The organism is Bacillus litorisediminis (assembly GCF_022808645.1).
In the GTDB taxonomy this organism is placed as follows: Bacteria; Bacillota; Bacilli; order Bacillales; family JC228; genus Bacillus_BF; species Bacillus_BF litorisediminis.
Map to the genome: position 1 here is coordinate 1 of NZ_JAKZKT010000045.1, position 17,378 is coordinate 17,378.

General features: G+C 39.9%; 15 protein-coding genes. 14 read left to right on the forward strand and 1 reads right to left on the reverse strand.

Annotation, left to right across the window (positions count from 1 at the left end):
• The first annotated feature begins 570 nt into the window (after positions 1 to 570).
• The 10 genes from MLE14_RS18060 to MLE14_RS18105 all read left to right on the forward strand — a co-directional run bounded on the left by MLE14_RS18060 (position 571) and on the right by MLE14_RS18105 (position 13,209).
• Positions 571 to 1,542, forward strand: a complete 972-nt coding sequence (locus tag MLE14_RS18060; protein WP_243299830.1) for an ABC transporter ATP-binding protein — start codon at positions 571 to 573, stop codon at positions 1,540 to 1,542.
• A gap of 11 nt (positions 1,543 to 1,553) precedes the next feature.
• Positions 1,554 to 2,561, forward strand: coding sequence for an ABC transporter ATP-binding protein (locus MLE14_RS18065; RefSeq protein ID WP_243299832.1), 1,008 nt, complete (start codon positions 1,554 to 1,556; stop codon positions 2,559 to 2,561).
• A 104-nt stretch (positions 2,562 to 2,665) separates the two neighbouring features.
• Positions 2,666 to 4,444 carry a peptide-binding protein gene (locus MLE14_RS18070; protein WP_390629160.1) on the forward strand — a complete coding sequence of 593 codons (1,779 nt, stop codon included), beginning with the start codon at positions 2,666 to 2,668 and terminating at the stop codon, positions 4,442 to 4,444.
• A 258-nt stretch (positions 4,445 to 4,702) separates the two neighbouring features.
• Complete coding sequence (locus MLE14_RS18075; RefSeq protein ID WP_243299834.1) at positions 4,703 to 5,668, forward strand: ABC transporter permease; 966 nt, start codon at positions 4,703 to 4,705, stop codon at positions 5,666 to 5,668.
• Positions 5,669 to 5,679: 11 nt separating this feature from the next.
• Positions 5,680 to 6,603, forward strand: coding sequence for an oligopeptide ABC transporter permease (gene opp4C / locus MLE14_RS18080; protein WP_243299836.1), 924 nt, complete (start codon positions 5,680 to 5,682; stop codon positions 6,601 to 6,603).
• A 213-nt stretch (positions 6,604 to 6,816) separates the two neighbouring features.
• Positions 6,817 to 7,890, forward strand: a complete 1,074-nt coding sequence (locus tag MLE14_RS18085; RefSeq protein ID WP_243299839.1) for a D-alanine--D-alanine ligase — start codon at positions 6,817 to 6,819, stop codon at positions 7,888 to 7,890.
• A gap of 14 nt (positions 7,891 to 7,904) precedes the next feature.
• Positions 7,905 to 9,281 carry a UDP-N-acetylmuramoyl-tripeptide--D-alanyl-D-alanine ligase gene (locus tag MLE14_RS18090; RefSeq protein WP_243299842.1) on the forward strand — a complete coding sequence of 459 codons (1,377 nt, stop codon included), beginning with the start codon at positions 7,905 to 7,907 and terminating at the stop codon, positions 9,279 to 9,281.
• A gap of 259 nt (positions 9,282 to 9,540) precedes the next feature.
• Positions 9,541 to 10,251: an alpha/beta hydrolase gene (locus MLE14_RS18095; RefSeq protein ID WP_243299845.1), complete on the forward strand. Its 711-nt coding sequence runs from the start codon at positions 9,541 to 9,543 to the stop codon at positions 10,249 to 10,251.
• A gap of 169 nt (positions 10,252 to 10,420) precedes the next feature.
• Complete coding sequence (locus MLE14_RS18100; protein ID WP_390629170.1) at positions 10,421 to 11,842, forward strand: DEAD/DEAH box helicase; 1,422 nt, start codon at positions 10,421 to 10,423, stop codon at positions 11,840 to 11,842.
• A gap of 92 nt (positions 11,843 to 11,934) precedes the next feature.
• A complete protein-coding gene (locus MLE14_RS18105; protein WP_243299850.1) occupies positions 11,935 to 13,209 on the forward strand; it encodes an SGNH/GDSL hydrolase family protein in 1,275 nt (424 codons plus the stop codon).
• 97 nt (positions 13,210 to 13,306) lie between these two features.
• Here MLE14_RS18105 and MLE14_RS18110 read toward each other — a convergent pair whose 3' ends face one another.
• Positions 13,307 to 13,912, reverse strand: coding sequence for a rhomboid family intramembrane serine protease (locus MLE14_RS18110; RefSeq protein ID WP_243299852.1), 606 nt, complete (start codon positions 13,910 to 13,912; stop codon positions 13,307 to 13,309).
• 109 nt (positions 13,913 to 14,021) lie between these two features.
• Between MLE14_RS18110 and acpS the strand changes: the two genes are divergently transcribed.
• The 4 genes from acpS to MLE14_RS18130 all read left to right on the forward strand — a co-directional run bounded on the left by acpS (position 14,022) and on the right by MLE14_RS18130 (position 17,375).
• Entirely contained in the window at positions 14,022 to 14,375 is a 354-nt protein-coding gene (gene acpS / locus MLE14_RS18115; RefSeq protein WP_243299854.1) for a holo-ACP synthase, read from the forward strand.
• Positions 14,376 to 14,696: 321 nt separating this feature from the next.
• On the forward strand, positions 14,697 to 15,734 hold the full coding sequence (locus MLE14_RS18120; RefSeq protein WP_243299856.1) for a LolA family protein: 1,038 nt from the start codon (positions 14,697 to 14,699) through the stop codon (positions 15,732 to 15,734).
• An 82-nt stretch (positions 15,735 to 15,816) separates the two neighbouring features.
• Positions 15,817 to 16,959 carry an alanine racemase gene (gene alr, locus MLE14_RS18125; RefSeq protein WP_243299858.1) on the forward strand — a complete coding sequence of 381 codons (1,143 nt, stop codon included), beginning with the start codon at positions 15,817 to 15,819 and terminating at the stop codon, positions 16,957 to 16,959.
• 134 nt (positions 16,960 to 17,093) lie between these two features.
• Positions 17,094 to 17,375 carry a CopG family ribbon-helix-helix protein gene (locus MLE14_RS18130; RefSeq protein WP_097160032.1) on the forward strand — a complete coding sequence of 94 codons (282 nt, stop codon included), beginning with the start codon at positions 17,094 to 17,096 and terminating at the stop codon, positions 17,373 to 17,375.
• The last annotated feature ends 3 nt before the right edge of the window (positions 17,376 to 17,378 follow it).

Below are 17,378 nucleotides of genomic sequence, written 5' to 3' on the forward strand. Positions count from 1 at the left end.
AAAGGGATATTGGAGAATATCAGCTAGTGAAACGCTTCAGAAAGCAATTAAAAACAAAACGCTCAAAAAATGGGGGTTAAAAGATTTAAACCACTTATATGAGCGTCGATACTTAAGCTATTGAACCGCCGTATACCGAACGGTACGTACGGTGGTGTGAGAGGTCGGCGCGGTGACGCGCCTCCTACTCGATTGAATAGAATTGATAGTGTAAAGGAAATGCAATCGATTCCTTTAAGGGTAACAAATGAATTGGGACATAGGCCTTAAGACGGAGAAATCCACTCCTTTTTAAGGTCTTTTTTATTTTTTGAAAACTATTTTCTATGAAAAGCGGTTTAATCACTGTCACGAGTTTTCGACAATATAAAACAGGTGTTTAGACCTACAAAATAAGGAAAAGCCAATAAAATCAACAAAGAAACCGCTTTCCTATATTTAGATGATTCCCATTCTTCTACATATTTTGATTTTTATATGTATTGAAAAAAATACAATAAGCGTGTATACTTTTCAAAAGTTACAGAGTTTTCATAAATTTATAAAACCATATACTCTGAGGTGACGTGGATGACGCAGCAAGCTCTATTAAATGTAGAAGGGCTTAAGACCTATTTCTACTTAGATAACAAAAAAGTAGCCAAAGCCGTAGATGGTGTTAACTTTTCTATTAACCCTGGGGAAACGTTAGCGCTAGTTGGTGAATCGGGCAGTGGGAAAAGTATCACGTCTCTATCGATTATGCAGTTAATCAATAAGCCTGGAAAAATAGAAGGCGGAAAAATTGTATTTGGCGGAAAGGATCTAGTTGGACTCTCCGATAAACAAATGTCTAAAATCCGCGGTAAGGATATTGCAATGATCTTCCAGGAACCTATGACTGCATTAAATCCGGTTTTTACAATTGGAAATCAGATTGTGGAAACGATTGTGCGTCATAAAAAAATATCGAAAAAAGAGGCCTATATAAAAGCGATTGAGCTTTTAAAAATGGTAGGTTTTCCAAGAGCTGAAGAAACGATGAAGGAGTACCCTCACCAGCTTTCAGGGGGAATGAGGCAGCGGGCTATGATTGCAATCGCTATATCCTGTGATCCTAAGCTTCTGATTGCCGATGAACCGACAACGGCTTTAGATGTAACGATCCAGGCGCAAATTCTGGATTTATTAGATGAAATGAAAAAGAAGTTTAATATGGCAGTCCTCTTAATTACGCACGATCTTGGAGTGGTCGCTGAATATGCAGACCGGGTTATGGTCATGTATGGGGGGCAAATTGTGGAAGATACCACGGTAGAAAAATTATTCACCAATCCAAAACACCCTTATACCAACGGGCTGTTAGAAAGCTTGCCAAGTCTTGATAAAGAAGTAGATAGATTAGGTGCAATCAAGGGAATGGTCCCGCCAGCCTATAATTTTCCGAAGGGGTGCCGCTTTGCAGACCGCTGCCCGAAAGCGATGGATACTTGCAGAGAAAGTAATCCTGAATTACTTCCAACAGAACCAGGTCATGATGTTCGCTGCTATCTCTACCAATAAGGAGGCTTAACATGTCCATTCTCGAAAAAGATCTTACTGTAAAAACTGACCAGGATTACATAGTACAAGCAAAAAATATAAAAAAATACTTTCCGATTAAAGGTGGTATTTTAAAACGAACCGTTGGCCATGTAAAAGCCGTTGATGATGTATCTCTTAATATTATTCGCGGAGAAACACTTGGGGTCGTAGGAGAGTCTGGTTCGGGGAAATCGACTCTGGGCAGAGTGATTTTACGCTTGCTGAATCCAACGGAAGGACAAATTTTATTTGAAAATCAGGATATTTCAACTATGGGAAACCGGCAGCTGCGGCCTATCAGAAAGGATATGCAAATTGTTTTCCAGGACCCATATGCTTCACTTAACGGAAAGATGAGTGTTTCGCAAATAATTGAAGAACCGCTGATTGTCCAGACATCTATGTCAAAAAGCGAGCGCAGAGAAAAAACAATAAGCTTGTTGGAAAAAGTGGGGCTTCGGCCAGAAGACCGCTTAAAGTACCCGCACGAATTTTCTGGGGGGCAGCGACAGCGGATTAGTATTGCACGTGCCCTCGCATTAAATCCGAAGTTTGTTATTTGTGACGAGCCTGTTTCAGCTCTGGATGTGTCGATTCAGGCGCAGGTTCTCAATCTAATGGCAGATCTGCAAGAGGAATTTAATCTTACCTATCTGTTTATTGCCCACGACTTAAGCGTTGTGAAACATATTAGTGATCGGGTTGCGGTTATGTATCTTGGCAGGATTGCTGAAATCGCTCCAAAAAAGGCAATCTATGAGAGTCCGCTTCACCCGTATACTCAAGCACTCCTTTCTTCTGTACCATCTACAGATGTACATAACAAACGTGAAAAAATCATTTTAAAAGGAGACCTTCCAAGTCCATCAAATCCTCCAAGCGGATGTGCATTTAGAACTCGTTGTCCTCTTGCTCACGATCGCTGTTCAGCAGAACGTCCGGAATTTACTGATATGGGTAATGGTCATTATGTGGCATGTCATTTGTATGATAAATAATCCCTCTATTTGATTTAAAAGGGGTTCGGAGTAAGGAGGTGGTTCTTCTAAAGTGGTATAGGTTTTTTCCAATTTACTTTGAAAATTTATAAGGGGTGAATGTTTTGAAAATCAGAAAACATTGGTTACTTATGCTTATCTTTGTACTCCTTCTGGGAATGCTTGCTGCATGCTCAGGTGATGCAGGGGAAGGAGACGAAACTGAACAGCCGCAAGGTGAAGGCGAAGGTACTACTGGTGAGCCGCAAATGGGAGGTTCAATTATAGGTGCGATTGATACAGCGCCAACAGGACAATTTAACCCAATTTTTTACACAGAGGCCTATGAAGCAAATATTATTAGCTTTGTTTTTGAATCTCTTTTAACTCAAAACGAGAAACTGGAATATGAACCTAATTTAGCTAAGTCCTGGAAATTTAATGAGGACCAAACTGCTATCACTTTAGAGCTAGAACAAGGCGTAAAGTGGCATGATGGGGAAGAATTCACTGCTGAAGACGTTGTATTCACATATAAGACGCTTTCTAGTCCTGGTTATGTAGAGGCTGGAGGTGTTCGTACTGATTATGTTGAAAGACTGTTAGGATATGAAGAATTTTCAACAGGAGCAACAGATGAATTCCAAGGGGTAACAGCGGATGGTGATTATACAGTTACTTTCCATTTTGCACAACCTAACGTTACGGCTTTAAAAGATGTTAATTTCCCAATTATCCCTGAACATATCTTTAAGGATATTCCTGTCGCTGAAATTCCTGAAGCAGGTGCATCGCTCAAGCCAGGAGAATTAATCGGAACAGGTCCATTTAAGTTTACAGAAATGATTGAAGGCGAGCAGTATGTGCTAGAAAAACATGCAGAGTACTGGAAAGGTGAACCTTATCTAGACAGTATCACATGGAAAGTAGTTGATCAGGCAGTCATTTTAGGTCTGCTTGAAACTGGAGAAGTTGACTTTGTTGCTGATCCAAATGGATTCCAGCCAGCCGACTTTGAAACAATAGACGCTATGGAACATATTGAAATTATTGAACAGCCAGATTTCGGTTATCAATTAATGGGGATGATCCATAATCACCGTACTCCAGAAGATGCTCAAGCTGGCGTAATCAACCCTGATAATTGGGTGCCAAATGAAGATTTAAAAAGCAAAGAAGTTCGTCAGGCCATTGCCTACGCGGTAGATCGTCAGGGTATTATTGACGGTATCCTTTATGGTAGGGGATCTGTCATCAATGCTCCAATCGCAACTCAATTCTGGGCGTATGATGGCGAAAATCCAAATCAATACCCATTTGACCCAGAGAAAGCTAAAGAATTGCTTGATTCTGCAGGGTATAAGGATGTAAACGGAGATGGATTCCGTGAAGATCCGAATGGAGAAGAGTGGGTACTAACTCTTAATTACCCAACTGGTAACCAGCTTCGTGAGCGTTCTGCACCAATCATTAAAGAAATGCTTGAAGCTGTTGGTATCAAAATTGATCTCCGGCAGCCAATGGAATTTGCAGCCTACGCTGAAGCGCTTGAAAAAGACAATGAAGACTGGGATTTATACTTGCTAGGCTGGAGCTTAGGTTCAGGGGATCCTGATCCAAGTGGTCTATGGGGTATTGAAGCAGGATATAACTATTCCCGCTGGAATAACCCAGAGTCAGATGAGCTTCTTCAAAAAGCTTTAACACCGCCGGATGCGTTTGATCAAGAGTACCGTAAACAAGTGTACAGTGATTGGCAAGTTCTATACCAAGATGATCTTCCGGCTCTCATCTTGTACGCACAAAATAGCCTGTGGGCATACAATAAACGCCTCCAGGGTATTGAAGTATTGCCAACTTCCTTTATTAACGATCCACATCTATGGTGGGTAAGCGGAGAGTAATAGTTTAGAAGAATAGTTTAAGGGCTGAGCATGCTTCATTTAAAGCTGCATGCTCTTTCCTTTTATCAATGAATACTGACAAGAATCCAACATCGCATTCGAACATCAATATCGAAAAATGTGGGAAATCCTCTATTAACTCCTAAGTTTTCTTTAATCTTCAAAGTCAGGGGTTACATTTTGGGCAGTACGTCTCTCACATTTGTGTGAAAACTCTTACTGCTGGATTCTCAAATTAATAGAATGGAGGGGAAACGGATGTATAAATATATCATTAGACGTTTACTTGTCTTTATACCAATGCTAATTGCCTTAACGATTATCGTCTTTGGTTTGGTACGGGCTGCACCGGGTGACCCTTTCACTGGCAGAATCATGGATCCGAATGTCGATCCAAAAGTGTTTGAACAACAGAGAGAGGCTGCTGGACTAAATGACCCTCTCCCAATACAATATTTTAACTGGGTAAAAGATGCTATTCAGGGTGAATTCGGTGAATCGTTCGTTTATAAAGGCCGTGAAGTATCTGAATTAATTGCAGACCGAATTGAAAACACTTTATATTTAGGTATATTTTCTTTATTTATCACCATAATCGTGGCGATTCCAATAGGAATTTACTCAGCAAAACATCCTTATTCCTTATTGGATTATGCAGCAACTGGTTTCGGATTTATTGGTTTAGCTGTTCCAAGTTTCTTTTTCGGATTAGTAGCGATCTATTTCTTCTCCATACATCTTGGATGGTTCCCTTCTCAGGGATCTGTGTCTGAAGTGGGATTAGAAGGGTTTGAATTGTTTTTGAATAAGCTTCATCACTTATTTCTGCCAGGTATCACACTTGGATTAGGGAGCACAGCTGCTTATATGCGCTATATGCGTTCTGAGGTTTTGGAAGTGCTGGGAAGTGATTATATTCGAACAGCCAAAGCGAAGGGTATGACTGAGCGAAATGTTCTTTATAAACATACGCTTCGTAATGCGCTTATTCCGATTATTACTTTAATGGGTTTTGAAATCGGTGCACTCCTCAGCGGAGCAATTATCACAGAAGGGGTTTATCAATACCCGGGACTTGGTACGCTATTCTTATCTTCGATTGGAAATCGTGATTATCCAGTTATTATGGCTATAAATTTGCTGCTTGGATTTTGTATCCTTTTAGGGAACCTGCTTGCTGATATTTTCTATAGTATTGTCGATCCAAGAATCCGCTACGATTGAGGTGAAAAGTAATGCAATCTAATCCACAAGTAACAATTGATCCACAATCCGAATTTAGTCCGGATATTAAATTGGAAAAGGGGACAAGTCCCACTAGACTGGCCATTAAACGATTTATGAAAAATAAGCTGGCCGTTGCCGGAGTAATTGTACTTTTTTTGATTATTCTGGCTGTTGTTTTTGCCCCGCTTTTTACAGATCAAGATCCGACAAAATCGAATTTAACCCTAATTGAACGTCCCCCAAGTGAAGAGCATCCGCTCGGAAATGATAGTTCCGGAAGAGACAATTTAGCAAGGCTTCTTTATGGCGGAAGAATCTCACTAATTGTAGGATTCACTGCTATGATCTTCACGTTGGTTATTGGAGTGACTCTTGGTTCGATAGCTGGTTATTATGGAGGAAAAATAGACAGTATCATCATGCGTGCAGCTGATTTAATGCTGATGCTTCCTTTCCTTGTCCTTTTATTGACGATTGTAGCCCTTTTGGAAAAGGTAACTATAGGTATTTTTGTAGCTATTATTGCGCTTACATCATGGCCGAATCTAACGCGGATTATACGAGGAACGTACTTAGCACTTCGTGAACAGGAGTTTGTTCTCGGGGCTCGAGCAATTGGAGCCAGTGATTTCCGGATTATATTTAAGCATTTTATCCCCAATGCGATTGGTCCGATTGTTGTGAACGCAACCCTCATGATGGCGACTTATATTATCATAGAATCTGCGCTCAGTTTCATTGGTTTTGGGATTCCTCAGCCTACACCAACATGGGGGAATATGATTTCCGAGGCGCAAAGTTTACGGATTTTACGAAATAGTCCAGAAGCATGGGTACCGCCGGGATTAGCTATTTTTCTAACGGTTCTATGTATCAACTTTATCGGAGATGGTCTTCGGGATGCGTTTGATCCGAAGAGTAATAGACGTTAAGCTCCATAAAATAAACCTGCTGACATCTTTTTGGAAGCAGGTTTATTTTTTTCCTCCGCTATAAATTCCGCATGATAACTTGTATACTATAAGTACGCGACAAGCGTTGTTCCCATACAATAAAAAAGAATCTAGGCTCCTTATAAATATGATACAAGCAATCTTTGTGTATATTTAAGTAGATTGAATAATTCATAAACGTGGAGGTTTATTATGAAAACTAAACTACACTTGCTCTATGGCGGGAAATCTGCAGAACATAAGGTTTCCATGCAAACAGCCATGGCTGTTATGAATGCGATTGACCAAAGTAAATTTGAGGTTCATCCAATTTATATAAATCAGGAAGGGAATTGGAAAAGAGGGGGAGTTCTTGAAGGGAAAGTCTCGGATCTCAAACTGCTTGAATTTCCTTCTTCCGTACCATCAGTTTCCCCATTAGCCCTAAAAAATAATGAGTTAAGCAATGAATATGAAGCGGAAGTTGTATTTCCTCTTCTTCATGGGCCAAATGGCGAGGACGGTACAGTGCAGGGAATGCTAGAGTTACTAGATCTGCCTTATGTGGGGAATGGAGTATTAGCATCTGCTGCAGGCATGGATAAATTAGCGATGAAGGCATTGTTTGCCCAGGCCGGTCTCAATCAAGTTCGTTATATAGGCTTTAAAGCCAGAGATTGGGAACGAACCCCGCAGGACATTTATACGAGAATTGAAGATGAATTCGGCTACCCTTGTTTTGTCAAGCCCGCTAATCTTGGTTCAAGTGTAGGAATAAGCAAGTGTAAAACAAGAGACGAATTAAAAGCAGCGATTGAAGAAGCCCTGCAATATGATCGGAAGGTAATTGTAGAGGAAGGGGTAAAAGCACGAGAAATTGAAATCGGAGTGTTGGGGAATGATGACCCTGAATGTTCGGTGGTGGGCGAAATCGTTCCGAAAACAGAATTCTATGATTACAAGTCTAAATATGAGGATGGAGATACTGCGCTAATTATTCCAGCTGATGTTTCAAATGAGACGTATGAAGAAATGAAAAAGATAGCTGTAAAAGCCTATAAAGTTCTTGACTGTTCAGGATTAGCGCGGGTTGATTTCTTCTTAAAAGAAGATGGTACAATATTAATAAATGAAGTTAACACAATGCCTGGGTTTACTCCTATGAGTATGTTCCCATTATTATGGAAACATAGCGGAGTTGATTATCCAACCTTAATTGAGCGTTTAGTAGAATTTGCAATTGAAAGACACCAAGAGAAGATGAAAATCAGATACACTTTTGACTGATCGGAGGACTCTATATGATAACGAAAACCCTTGAACAAGTGGCAAACATGACAAATGCGGAACTTTCCATCCCAACTAGTAGTCAAGACAAGATCAAAGGGGTATCCATCAATACAAGGACTATCGAAACGGGGCAATTGTTTGTTCCCCTTGCCGGAGAAAATGTGGATGGTCACAAATTTGTCGAGCAAGCCTTTGAAAAGGGTGCCTCTGCTGCCTTTTGGAAACGAAATATGCCCAATCCGCCCGAGGGTTTGCCTTTGCTTTTGGTTGATGATCCGCTTGAAGCGCTGCAAAGATTAGCAAAGGCATATCGTGATAGTTTAAAGGTCAAAGTAGTTGGGGTAACAGGAAGTAACGGAAAAACAACAACAAAAGATATGATTGCCCAAATCCTATCTGGAACTTATACTGTTCAAAAAACAATCGGAAATTACAATAATCATATTGGTCTGCCTTTAACCTTATTATCGCTTCGGGAAGACACAGAAGTTATTGTATTGGAAATGGGTATGAGCGCAAGAGGCGAAATAGAATTTTTATCTGAGTTGGCAAGGCCGGATGTTGCTGTTATCACGAATATCGGCGAGGCTCATTTGGAGGATCTTGGCTCACGGGAAGGAATAGCGGAGGCGAAGTTTGAAATCATTGCGGGTCTCAGCGCGAATGGCCTTTTTGTTTATGACGGAGATGAACCTTTATTACAAGCTAAGGTCGGGTCAAAGAGCTGGCAGTTTCACACCATTTCATTTGGGAAAAGTGATCAATGTGACTATTACCCGATTTCCGTTGAAGCAAAGGGAGAAGGAACTGAGTTTATAGTTCAAGCTTTTCCTGAAACAAAAATGTATTTACCGGTTTTAGGCCTTCATAATGTAAAAAACGCATTGGCTGCCATAGCCGTTGCCCGCTTTTTACAGGTCGATCAAGAGACGATTAAAAATCAATTAGAATGCCTTTCTCTTTCTGCGATGAGAATGGAGTCACATAAAGGATTTAACGGAGCATTGATTATCAATGATGCCTATAATGCAAGCCCCACTTCTATGAAAGCAGCGATTGAATTGGTTCAATCACTTGAAAACTATTCTAAAAAAGTGCTGGTTTTAGGAGACATGCTCGAATTGGGACCTAGTGAAAAAGAGCTTCACTCAGAGATTGGTCATTTTATTTCAGCTAATGATATTCAATACGTATACACGTACGGACCATTAGCCAGTTATATTGCCAGTGGGATTCGGGAAAAAGGGAAGTCTATTGCAGTCAAAGAGTTTAGTAACAAGGATGAATTACGGCATGCTGTTAAGGCATTATTAGATGAACAAACCGTATTATTAGTTAAGGCTTCAAGAGGTATGAAACTAGAAGAGGTTTTAGAGGGTCTTATATAATAGCTGGTCAGAATTACTGGTTGGCGGGGGTCAAGAATACGTTTTAGATGGAAAAAAGAAGGGCAAAATAAATGTAAAATGAGAGTAAAAACTTCTGCCAGCCGAATTCTGGATTCGCTATTGTGTGCATAACGAAAAAAGTAGACCACGATTTTTTTGCTAATTTACGAATAAGGACTGCAGAAAAATATCACCTTAACATACATATGATAGAAGGCGTATCTTTCCTTTTATTACATTTAAAAGTTGGGTGATATATATGAATGGCTGCTTATTAATTCATGGATTTACTGGTGGTCCGCATGAAATAGCCCCACTTGAAGAATATTTGCGACTGAAAACGGACTGGCATATTGTCTCTCCTACCTTGCCAGGTCATGGTGAGAGGCTCCGGCTAAAAGGGATCTATTATTACGAATGGGTCCGGTCGGCTGAGGATGAGCTGCAGGAGCTCCTCCAGATATGTGATAAAGTGTATGTAGTTGGATTTTCTATGGGTGGGATGATTGCCAGTTATTTAGCGGTTAAATACCCGGTAGCCAAACTTGTGCTCCTGAGTGCAGCCCTTTATTATGTCAATCCAAGGCAATTAACCCTGGACATGAAACAATTTATAAAGGATGCTATGAGAGGAACTTTACTTGAAAACGAACGTTTCCAAAATTATAAACGAAAGATTGCCTCGACCCCCCTTTCTGCAACGACTCAGTTCAGGAAATTAGTAAAGGACCTCAAACAATATCTGCCTAGTGTAAATACGCCGACAATGATCGTTCAAGGTTTGGACGACGGGGTTGTACCACCGAAAGCAGCCTACGCACTCCATGACTCGATAGGAGCTGCTGAAAAGAAGCTGCTTTTTCTCGAAAAGGCACAGCATATCATCTGCCATTGTGAGGAAAAGGATGTCCTCTTTCAAGATATACTCTCATTTTTAGAAGATATTCCTGCAAAAGATAGCAGAGATTAAGGCTAGATGCTTTTTAATTTGATTAGAAACTGTTAAGATTATTTAGTTGTAGTAAAAGATCGGGTTAAACTACAAATAATGATGAAATGTATTTGAAGGAGAAATGAAATTGACAACAAAGTTTGATGAATTAGGGCTTAGCCCCTTACTTTTAAAATCGATTAACCGTATGGGATTTGAGGAAGCAACTCCGATTCAGGCGGAAACGATTCCCGTTACTTTACAAGGATATGATGTCATTGGACAAGCTCAAACAGGTACAGGGAAAACGGTAGCGTTTGGTGTACCATTATTAGAAAGAATAAATGTAAGAAACCCTTTAGTACAAGGACTTATTATTGCACCTACAAGGGAGCTCGCAGTTCAGGTTAGTGAAGAACTGTATAAGCTCGGCCAGGATAAACGCGTGAAAGTCCTCTCTATTTATGGAGGTCAGGATATTCAAAGACAAATTCGTGCGCTGAAAAAGGGTCCTCATATTATTGTCGGAACACCAGGAAGAATTATGGATCATATGAATCGTGGAACGATTGATTTTAGTCACGTTCATACGGTTGTATTAGATGAAGCAGATGAAATGCTGAATATGGGGTTTGTTGAAGATATTGAGGCGATTCTTTCAAAGGTTCCAGCGGAAAGACAAACTCTGCTCTTCTCAGCCACAATGCCTGGACCGATTCGCAGTATTGCCAATCGCTTTATGAAAGATCCGAAGCTAATTCGTACGAAAGCCAAAGAAATGACGGTTCCGCAAATTGAACAATCGTATATCGAAGTCCACGAAAAGAAGAAGTTTGATGTATTAACAAGACTATTAGATATTCAGTCTCCAGAACTTGCGATTGTGTTTGGGCGAACAAAAAGAAGAGTAGATGAACTGGCTAACGCTCTTACCATTCGCGGGTATACTGCGGAAGGAATCCATGGAGATTTAACCCAAGCGAAGAGACTTGCCGTGCTTAAAAAGTTCAAATCTAATGCAATTGATATTTTAGTTGCAACGGATGTAGCCGCAAGAGGTCTTGATATTTCGGGTGTTACACATGTATACAACTTCGATATTCCGCAAGATCCTGAAAGCTATGTTCATCGCATTGGACGTACAGGGCGTGCGGGGAAAACAGGAACAGCTATTACATTTGTCACACCTAGAGAAACATCTTATCTTCGCGTTGTAGAAGAGACGACCAAGAAAAAGATGAACAAAATGAAAGTACCTTCATTTGATGAAGCGATAGAGGGCCAACAGAGGATGGTGATCGAGCAGTTACAGTCGATCATAGAGCGACAAGAGGCAAAGTTCTATTATAAAGCGGCCGAGGAATTACTTGAAAAAGAGGATGCGGTCGCAGTAGTAGCAGCAGCACTCAAAATGTTAACGAAGGAGCCAAATGAAACTCCGATTGAATTAACGTCTGAACCGCCTTTACCAGTGCGACGTGACAGAAAAGGTGACAAAGGAGGAAAATCTTATAACAGGAAAAATGCATCTTCCTCAAAATCATGGAAGTCATCTTCTCCATCGAATGCGAGAAAGCGCGGGTCCGGAAAAAGGTTCAGCAATAACAATAAACGAGTAAATGAACGATAAAAAATCACTATAAAACCGGCTGGTGAATAGCCGGTTTTTTTCTGCACAAATTACTAGTGTTTGAAGGTATACTTGAATGTAGAGGTGGTTTTTTGAAAAAAGTAATCGTTCTGTGTGCACTCTCCTTAATCGGGTTTATATATGCTGTTTTATCTGGCGGGACGTCGGGTAACTTAAAAGCAGAAGATACAATGTCTTTTGGGCAATTAGAAAAATTAAAAAAGGCATTATCCAATCCGCTTGAACAATATGTAGGAATTGTATTTATCGGGGATTCAATTACATGGGGTATGACAGCAACAGGAAACCCCGTACACTTTAAAATGGGTCGGGATGGGACCTTATCGGATATTCGCGATAATTTCGAGTCACTTTCTTTTGTGAATCGATTTAAGCGATATATAGGTTCAGAATATATGGCTGGTTCACCTCCTTTAATTTCCAATTGGAAGGCTTCACCAAGCGGTGAATCAATCGTTGAGTTTAATAAAGAATTTATTTTATTTCCGGAGGGCGAAAATTTCGAAGTTACAACGGAAGGAAATATAGATTCATATGGGGTCATGGAGAGTGAAGGCGATATATCGAAAAAACAGCTTTATTTTCAAATTGACCCATCGTCTGATGGAGCAGGGATTATAAGATTTAAATTTACGGGCAAGCAATTCACCTTAGCTTATGAAAGTGCTGAAAACAGTATGGATTATGAATTGTTTGTGGATGGTGTTTCACATGGCTTTTTTACAACGAGAGCGGGCTTTGATGGAAATTCGCCAGGTACCGGGAATATGAGGACCCATCGATTTGATTACGTGCAAGATGCTCTCATCGAAATCAGGACGGTTAAAATTGATTCCCAGAGTATACAGACGTTTAAAATCGGTGGCATAATTGTAGATAAAACAGTTCAAATATCGAATCAAGGTATTATTGGGGCGACAGCCAAAACTTATATAGAAAGAAATTTAGATGGGAATACAAGCGGTGACGGAACAGCAATTCATGACGAGGACCGATATATTTTCATTCAGCTAGGCACTAACGATCGCCGTGAGAAAGACTCCGCTATTTTTAAGAGAAATCTGCAAAACATGATTGATAATGTAAAGTCGAATCGAGCTCTGATAGTCATGTGTGCAAATCCTGTATCCAATCAAAATCCGGACATTTATCATTTCACAATGCAAGAGACTTGTAATGCAATCAAACAGGCAGCAGAGGAAAATCAAATCGACTTTATTAATAATTACACTATTTTTCAAGGGATGAACGCCTCTAACTATCTAGCAGACAGTTTACATCCTAATGACTATGGGCATGATTTGATTTTTCAGAACATTGTTAATTCGTTAGAACAATGGGAATGATTTCAAATATTATGGCTTTATGCACCTTTTGGGGTGTGTTTTTCCTTCTATTTAATACTTTGTTGTTTAGGAAAAGCTGAATTCCCTTTAAGAGAATTCAGCTCTGATACTTTCCTCTGCCAAAATGAAGGAAATAATAGCCAAAACCAAAGCCTCCAATTGCTCCAAAAATATGTCCAATCCAATTAATGTTAGGCTGGATGGCCGTAAACAAAATACCTAATACGAGAATAACTATAATTGATTGACGGATTTGTTTCGGGAAACTATGCTTTCGGAAAAGAATTAAAGCAAAATAAAAACCAAATATTCCATAAAACGATCCGCTCGCTCCCAGATGAGTATAGGTTGCGGGCAGAAAGATAAAGGTTGCGAGATTGCCTGCAATCCCAGAAAATAGATAAAGATTAATAAAACCCATTTTTCCTAATAATCTTTCCAAAAATGGAGAGAAAATGATAACAGCTATCGTATTCATAATAAAATGGGTAAATTGAATATGAAGGAAAATCGGTGTAACTAATCGCCATAATTCACCTTGCCCAATTAAAAAATTTACTCCAATTAAGGATAAAATAATCGAATTGTTAGGCAGGAATGGAAGGAAAGTTGCCAGATAAACGATAATATTTATACATACAATCGCTGTGATTATTGGATATTGTTGAATATACTCACGGAAACTTTCGGTTCTTACAAACATAAATTGCTCCTTTCTAAAATGATAGGGTTTGCAATCCTTACGACTTAAACTGAAACAAGCACTATACTATATTCGTTTACATTCTAAATTAGAAGGGGAGGAAGAGCAATTGATACGAGGAATAGGGATCGATATCATTGAAAAAAAACGGATTGAAAAAGTGGTTCAGCGCCAGCCGAGATTTCCCCAGCGAATTTTAACACCGAATGAAATAGTAGAATACATGCAATATCCTATGAAGCGAAAAATCGAATACTTATCAGGCCGATTTGCTGCAAAGGAAGCATATGCAAAAGCAAGGGGAGTAGGAATCGGCAGAGAATTATCCTTTCAGTCAATTGAGGTGCAAAAAGATTCTAACGGGAAACCGTATTTTTCTAAGCCGGATTCAAAAGGGGTCCATCTTTCCATTTCCCATAGCCAGGAGTTTGTAGTAGCACAGGCCATTATTGAGGAGGTTTAACTATATACAATTGAAGCAACTTTTTCATGCCGGTTAACTGAACGATTACTAAAATTAAAAAACTTTTTTATGCATGTCAGCTTAACGTGGACATAAATTAAAAACTTGTCTCATATATTTCTATTGCACAAGGAGAGACAAGGAGTCCGAGTCTTTACACCAAGCATAGGTCTGGTCATATTAGGTGTTTTCTGCCATTTATCGTTTTTAAGGGAGATTCGTTTCTAATAGGACCAGTCCAGACACAACATCATTGAAATCGTCAGCTTGGCTCTGCCCCTCTCTATTCAGTTAAATGAGACACACAAAGGGGTTGAATGCATGAAAAAGTGGTTGTTGCCATTGTTGTGCCTGGTGTTAATGGTTGTACTAAGTGCCTGTGGAGCTAAGTCCCAAGAGGATGTCGTTGGAGATTTAAACAAAAAAATGGACGATCTTACATCGTACAAAACGAAAGCAAAAATGACACTGCAAATGGGTACGGAACCGCAAGAATACAATGTTGAAGTTTGGCACAACGATCCAGATTTTTATCGGGTTGAGCTAAAAAATTCTCAATCTGATCAAAGTCAAATGATTTTACGTAACAAGGAAGGTGTTTTTGTCTTAACACCGGCCTTGAACAAGAGTTTTCGGTTCCAGAGTGACTGGCCAAAGAACTCTAGTCAGCCATACCTTTACGAGTCTCTTGTACAGGATATAATGGAAGATCCTGAGGCAACATTTAAAGAGACGGAAGAGCATTATGTGTTTGAAACGAAAACTCGTTATCAAAACAACAAAATGCTGCCAATGCAAGAAATTACACTTTCTAAGGAAGATTTATCACCAGTTACTGTAAAAGTTATGGACACAGATCGAAACCCATTAGTTACAGTCGAATTTAGCGATACGGAATTTAACTCGAAGTTTGACCCAGATTCATTTGATATGCAAAGGAATATGGAAGGGGCTCAATTAGATAAGGAAACAACAGCAGGTGTGGATGAAGAAAAATCACAAGATGAATTTGCTGTTATGTACTCTAATGATGCCGCAGCCAAGCTCATTGAGGAAAAGATGATTGATACGGAAAACGGCCAAAGAGTTGTACAAATCTATGAGTATCAGTCTGCTGAATCAACAAAGAGATTTACATTAATTCAGGAAACGGCTGAGGTTATGCCGGCTGGAGCCATGGTGTCTACACCTGTGAATGGTGAGCCTGTCGATTTAGGCTATACCGTTGGCGCGATGACAGAAACAGGTATTCAATGGACGCATAATGGAGTTGAATACATGCTAGCTTCTTCTGAATTGACACCTGAAGAAATGATAAGTGTTGCTGGTTCTGTTCAAGAAGGAACTATGGTAAAATAACAACAGGAAGAGAAGCAGGTTCTCTCTTAGAAGAGAGCCTGTTTTCGTTTCACTACATTTGTCTACAGAGGCAGGGTCCAGAATGGGTTTTCTTCGTGATACTTGGGCAGAAATAAATTTAGATGCAATTAAGTGGAACGTCCAAAAAATGAGAGAGTTTCTTTCAGATGACGTTCAAATTATGGCGGTCGTAAAAGCTAACGCATACGGTCACGGAGATGTTGAGGTTGCACAAATAGCCCTTGAGTCTGGTGCCAGTATGGTAGCAGTCGCTATTTTAGACGAGGCTATTGCACTTCGGCAGAAAGGGATTCAAGCCCCGATTTTAGTATTGGGTGCATCAAGACCTGAAAATGCTGTGCTTGCTGCGGAACATGATATATCATTGACTGTGTTTCAAAAAGACTGGCTTATCAGAGCAAAAAAACTTCTTGATACCCACCAATTAAAAATTCATATTAAATGTGATACAGGCATGGGGCGTTTAGGAGTGCGGCTGTTTGAGGAGCTAAATGAACTAGTGCAAACGGTAAGGCAATCCCCGCAGTTTATCTGGGAAGGGATGTACACCCACTTTGCAACAGCTGATCAGACAGACGAACACTATTTTCAAAAGCAGTTGTCTTTGTTTGATACATGGGTTGAACAGCTCGACAACAAACCGCCTATCATTCACGCCAGTAATAGTGCAGCTGCATTGAAGCAGCATATTAAAAAATTTAATGCAGTCCGAATGGGAATCTCAATGTATGGGCTTGCCCCATCCCCGGAAATTAAACCATTACTCCCATTTGATTTAAAGCCCGCTATGTCCCTATATTCAAAAATTGTCCATATAAAGCGAGTTGAAAAAGGGTCTGCTATTAGCTACGGAAATGCCTATATCGCAGAGGATGATGAATGGATAGCTACACTGCCGATTGGGTATGCCGACGGGTGGATCCGAAAAAATCAGGGATTTGACGTTTCTGTTGAAGGGATTCGTGTTCCGATTGTTGGAAGAGTGTGTATGGATCAATGCATGATCAAACTGCCTGCCTATTACCCTGAAGGAACCAAGGTTTGTTTAATCGGACAAGATGTAACTATAGATGAAGTAGCTGAACGTCTTGATACCATTAATTATGAAGTGGCATGTATGATATCTAGCCGGGTTCCCCGGGTCTATATAAAAGACGATCAAATAATAGCAATAAAAAATATAATTTTAGATCAAACTCCCTAATTTCATGCATAAAGGACAGACCTTTTTGCTTATAATAGAGAGGAATTGTTAGGATATCCTTTTCAGAGCTAGGTTTACATGGTATTATAGTATAAGCATTGAATACAGGTCTATAGTGTGTGGAGGTGTAGCTTGTGTCAGATCCAAGCCTTACAACGGAAATAACTGTTCGGCTACCGAAACAACTTGTTTCCGAACTTGACAGCTATGCGGATAGTGAAAATTTGAATTTAAATGAACTGATTTATCGTGCAACGAACATGTATCTGCGTGAAAGAAAGAAAAGACAAATCCGAGAATCAATGAGAAGAGGCTATATGGAAATGTCTAAAATTAACCTCTCAATTGCTTCGGAAGCGTTTCAAGCGGAATATGAGGCAGAACATACCGTAGAAAAGCTGGTCAGCGGGGGATAAGTA

Excerpts from the sequence above, each read along its gene's own strand:
- MLE14_RS18060 (WP_243299830.1), top strand. The coding sequence starts at position 571 with ATGACGCAGCAAGCTCTATTAAATGTAGAAGGGCTTAAGACCTATTTC.
- MLE14_RS18065 (WP_243299832.1), top strand. The coding sequence starts at position 1,554 with ATGTCCATTCTCGAAAAAGATCTTACTGTAAAAACTGACCAGGATTAC.
- MLE14_RS18075 (WP_243299834.1), top strand. The coding sequence starts at position 4,703 with ATGTATAAATATATCATTAGACGTTTACTTGTCTTTATACCAATGCTA.
- opp4C (WP_243299836.1), top strand. The coding sequence starts at position 5,680 with ATGCAATCTAATCCACAAGTAACAATTGATCCACAATCCGAATTTAGT.
- MLE14_RS18085 (WP_243299839.1), top strand. The coding sequence starts at position 6,817 with ATGAAAACTAAACTACACTTGCTCTATGGCGGGAAATCTGCAGAACAT.
- MLE14_RS18090 (WP_243299842.1), top strand. The coding sequence starts at position 7,905 with ATGATAACGAAAACCCTTGAACAAGTGGCAAACATGACAAATGCGGAA.
- MLE14_RS18095 (WP_243299845.1), top strand. The coding sequence starts at position 9,541 with ATGAATGGCTGCTTATTAATTCATGGATTTACTGGTGGTCCGCATGAA.
- MLE14_RS18100 (WP_390629170.1), top strand. The coding sequence starts at position 10,421 with ATGGGATTTGAGGAAGCAACTCCGATTCAGGCGGAAACGATTCCCGTT.
- MLE14_RS18110 (WP_243299852.1), bottom strand. The coding sequence starts at position 13,912 with ATGTTTGTAAGAACCGAAAGTTTCCGTGAGTATATTCAACAATATCCA.
- MLE14_RS18120 (WP_243299856.1), top strand. The coding sequence starts at position 14,697 with ATGAAAAAGTGGTTGTTGCCATTGTTGTGCCTGGTGTTAATGGTTGTA.
- alr (WP_243299858.1), top strand. The coding sequence starts at position 15,817 with ATGGGTTTTCTTCGTGATACTTGGGCAGAAATAAATTTAGATGCAATT.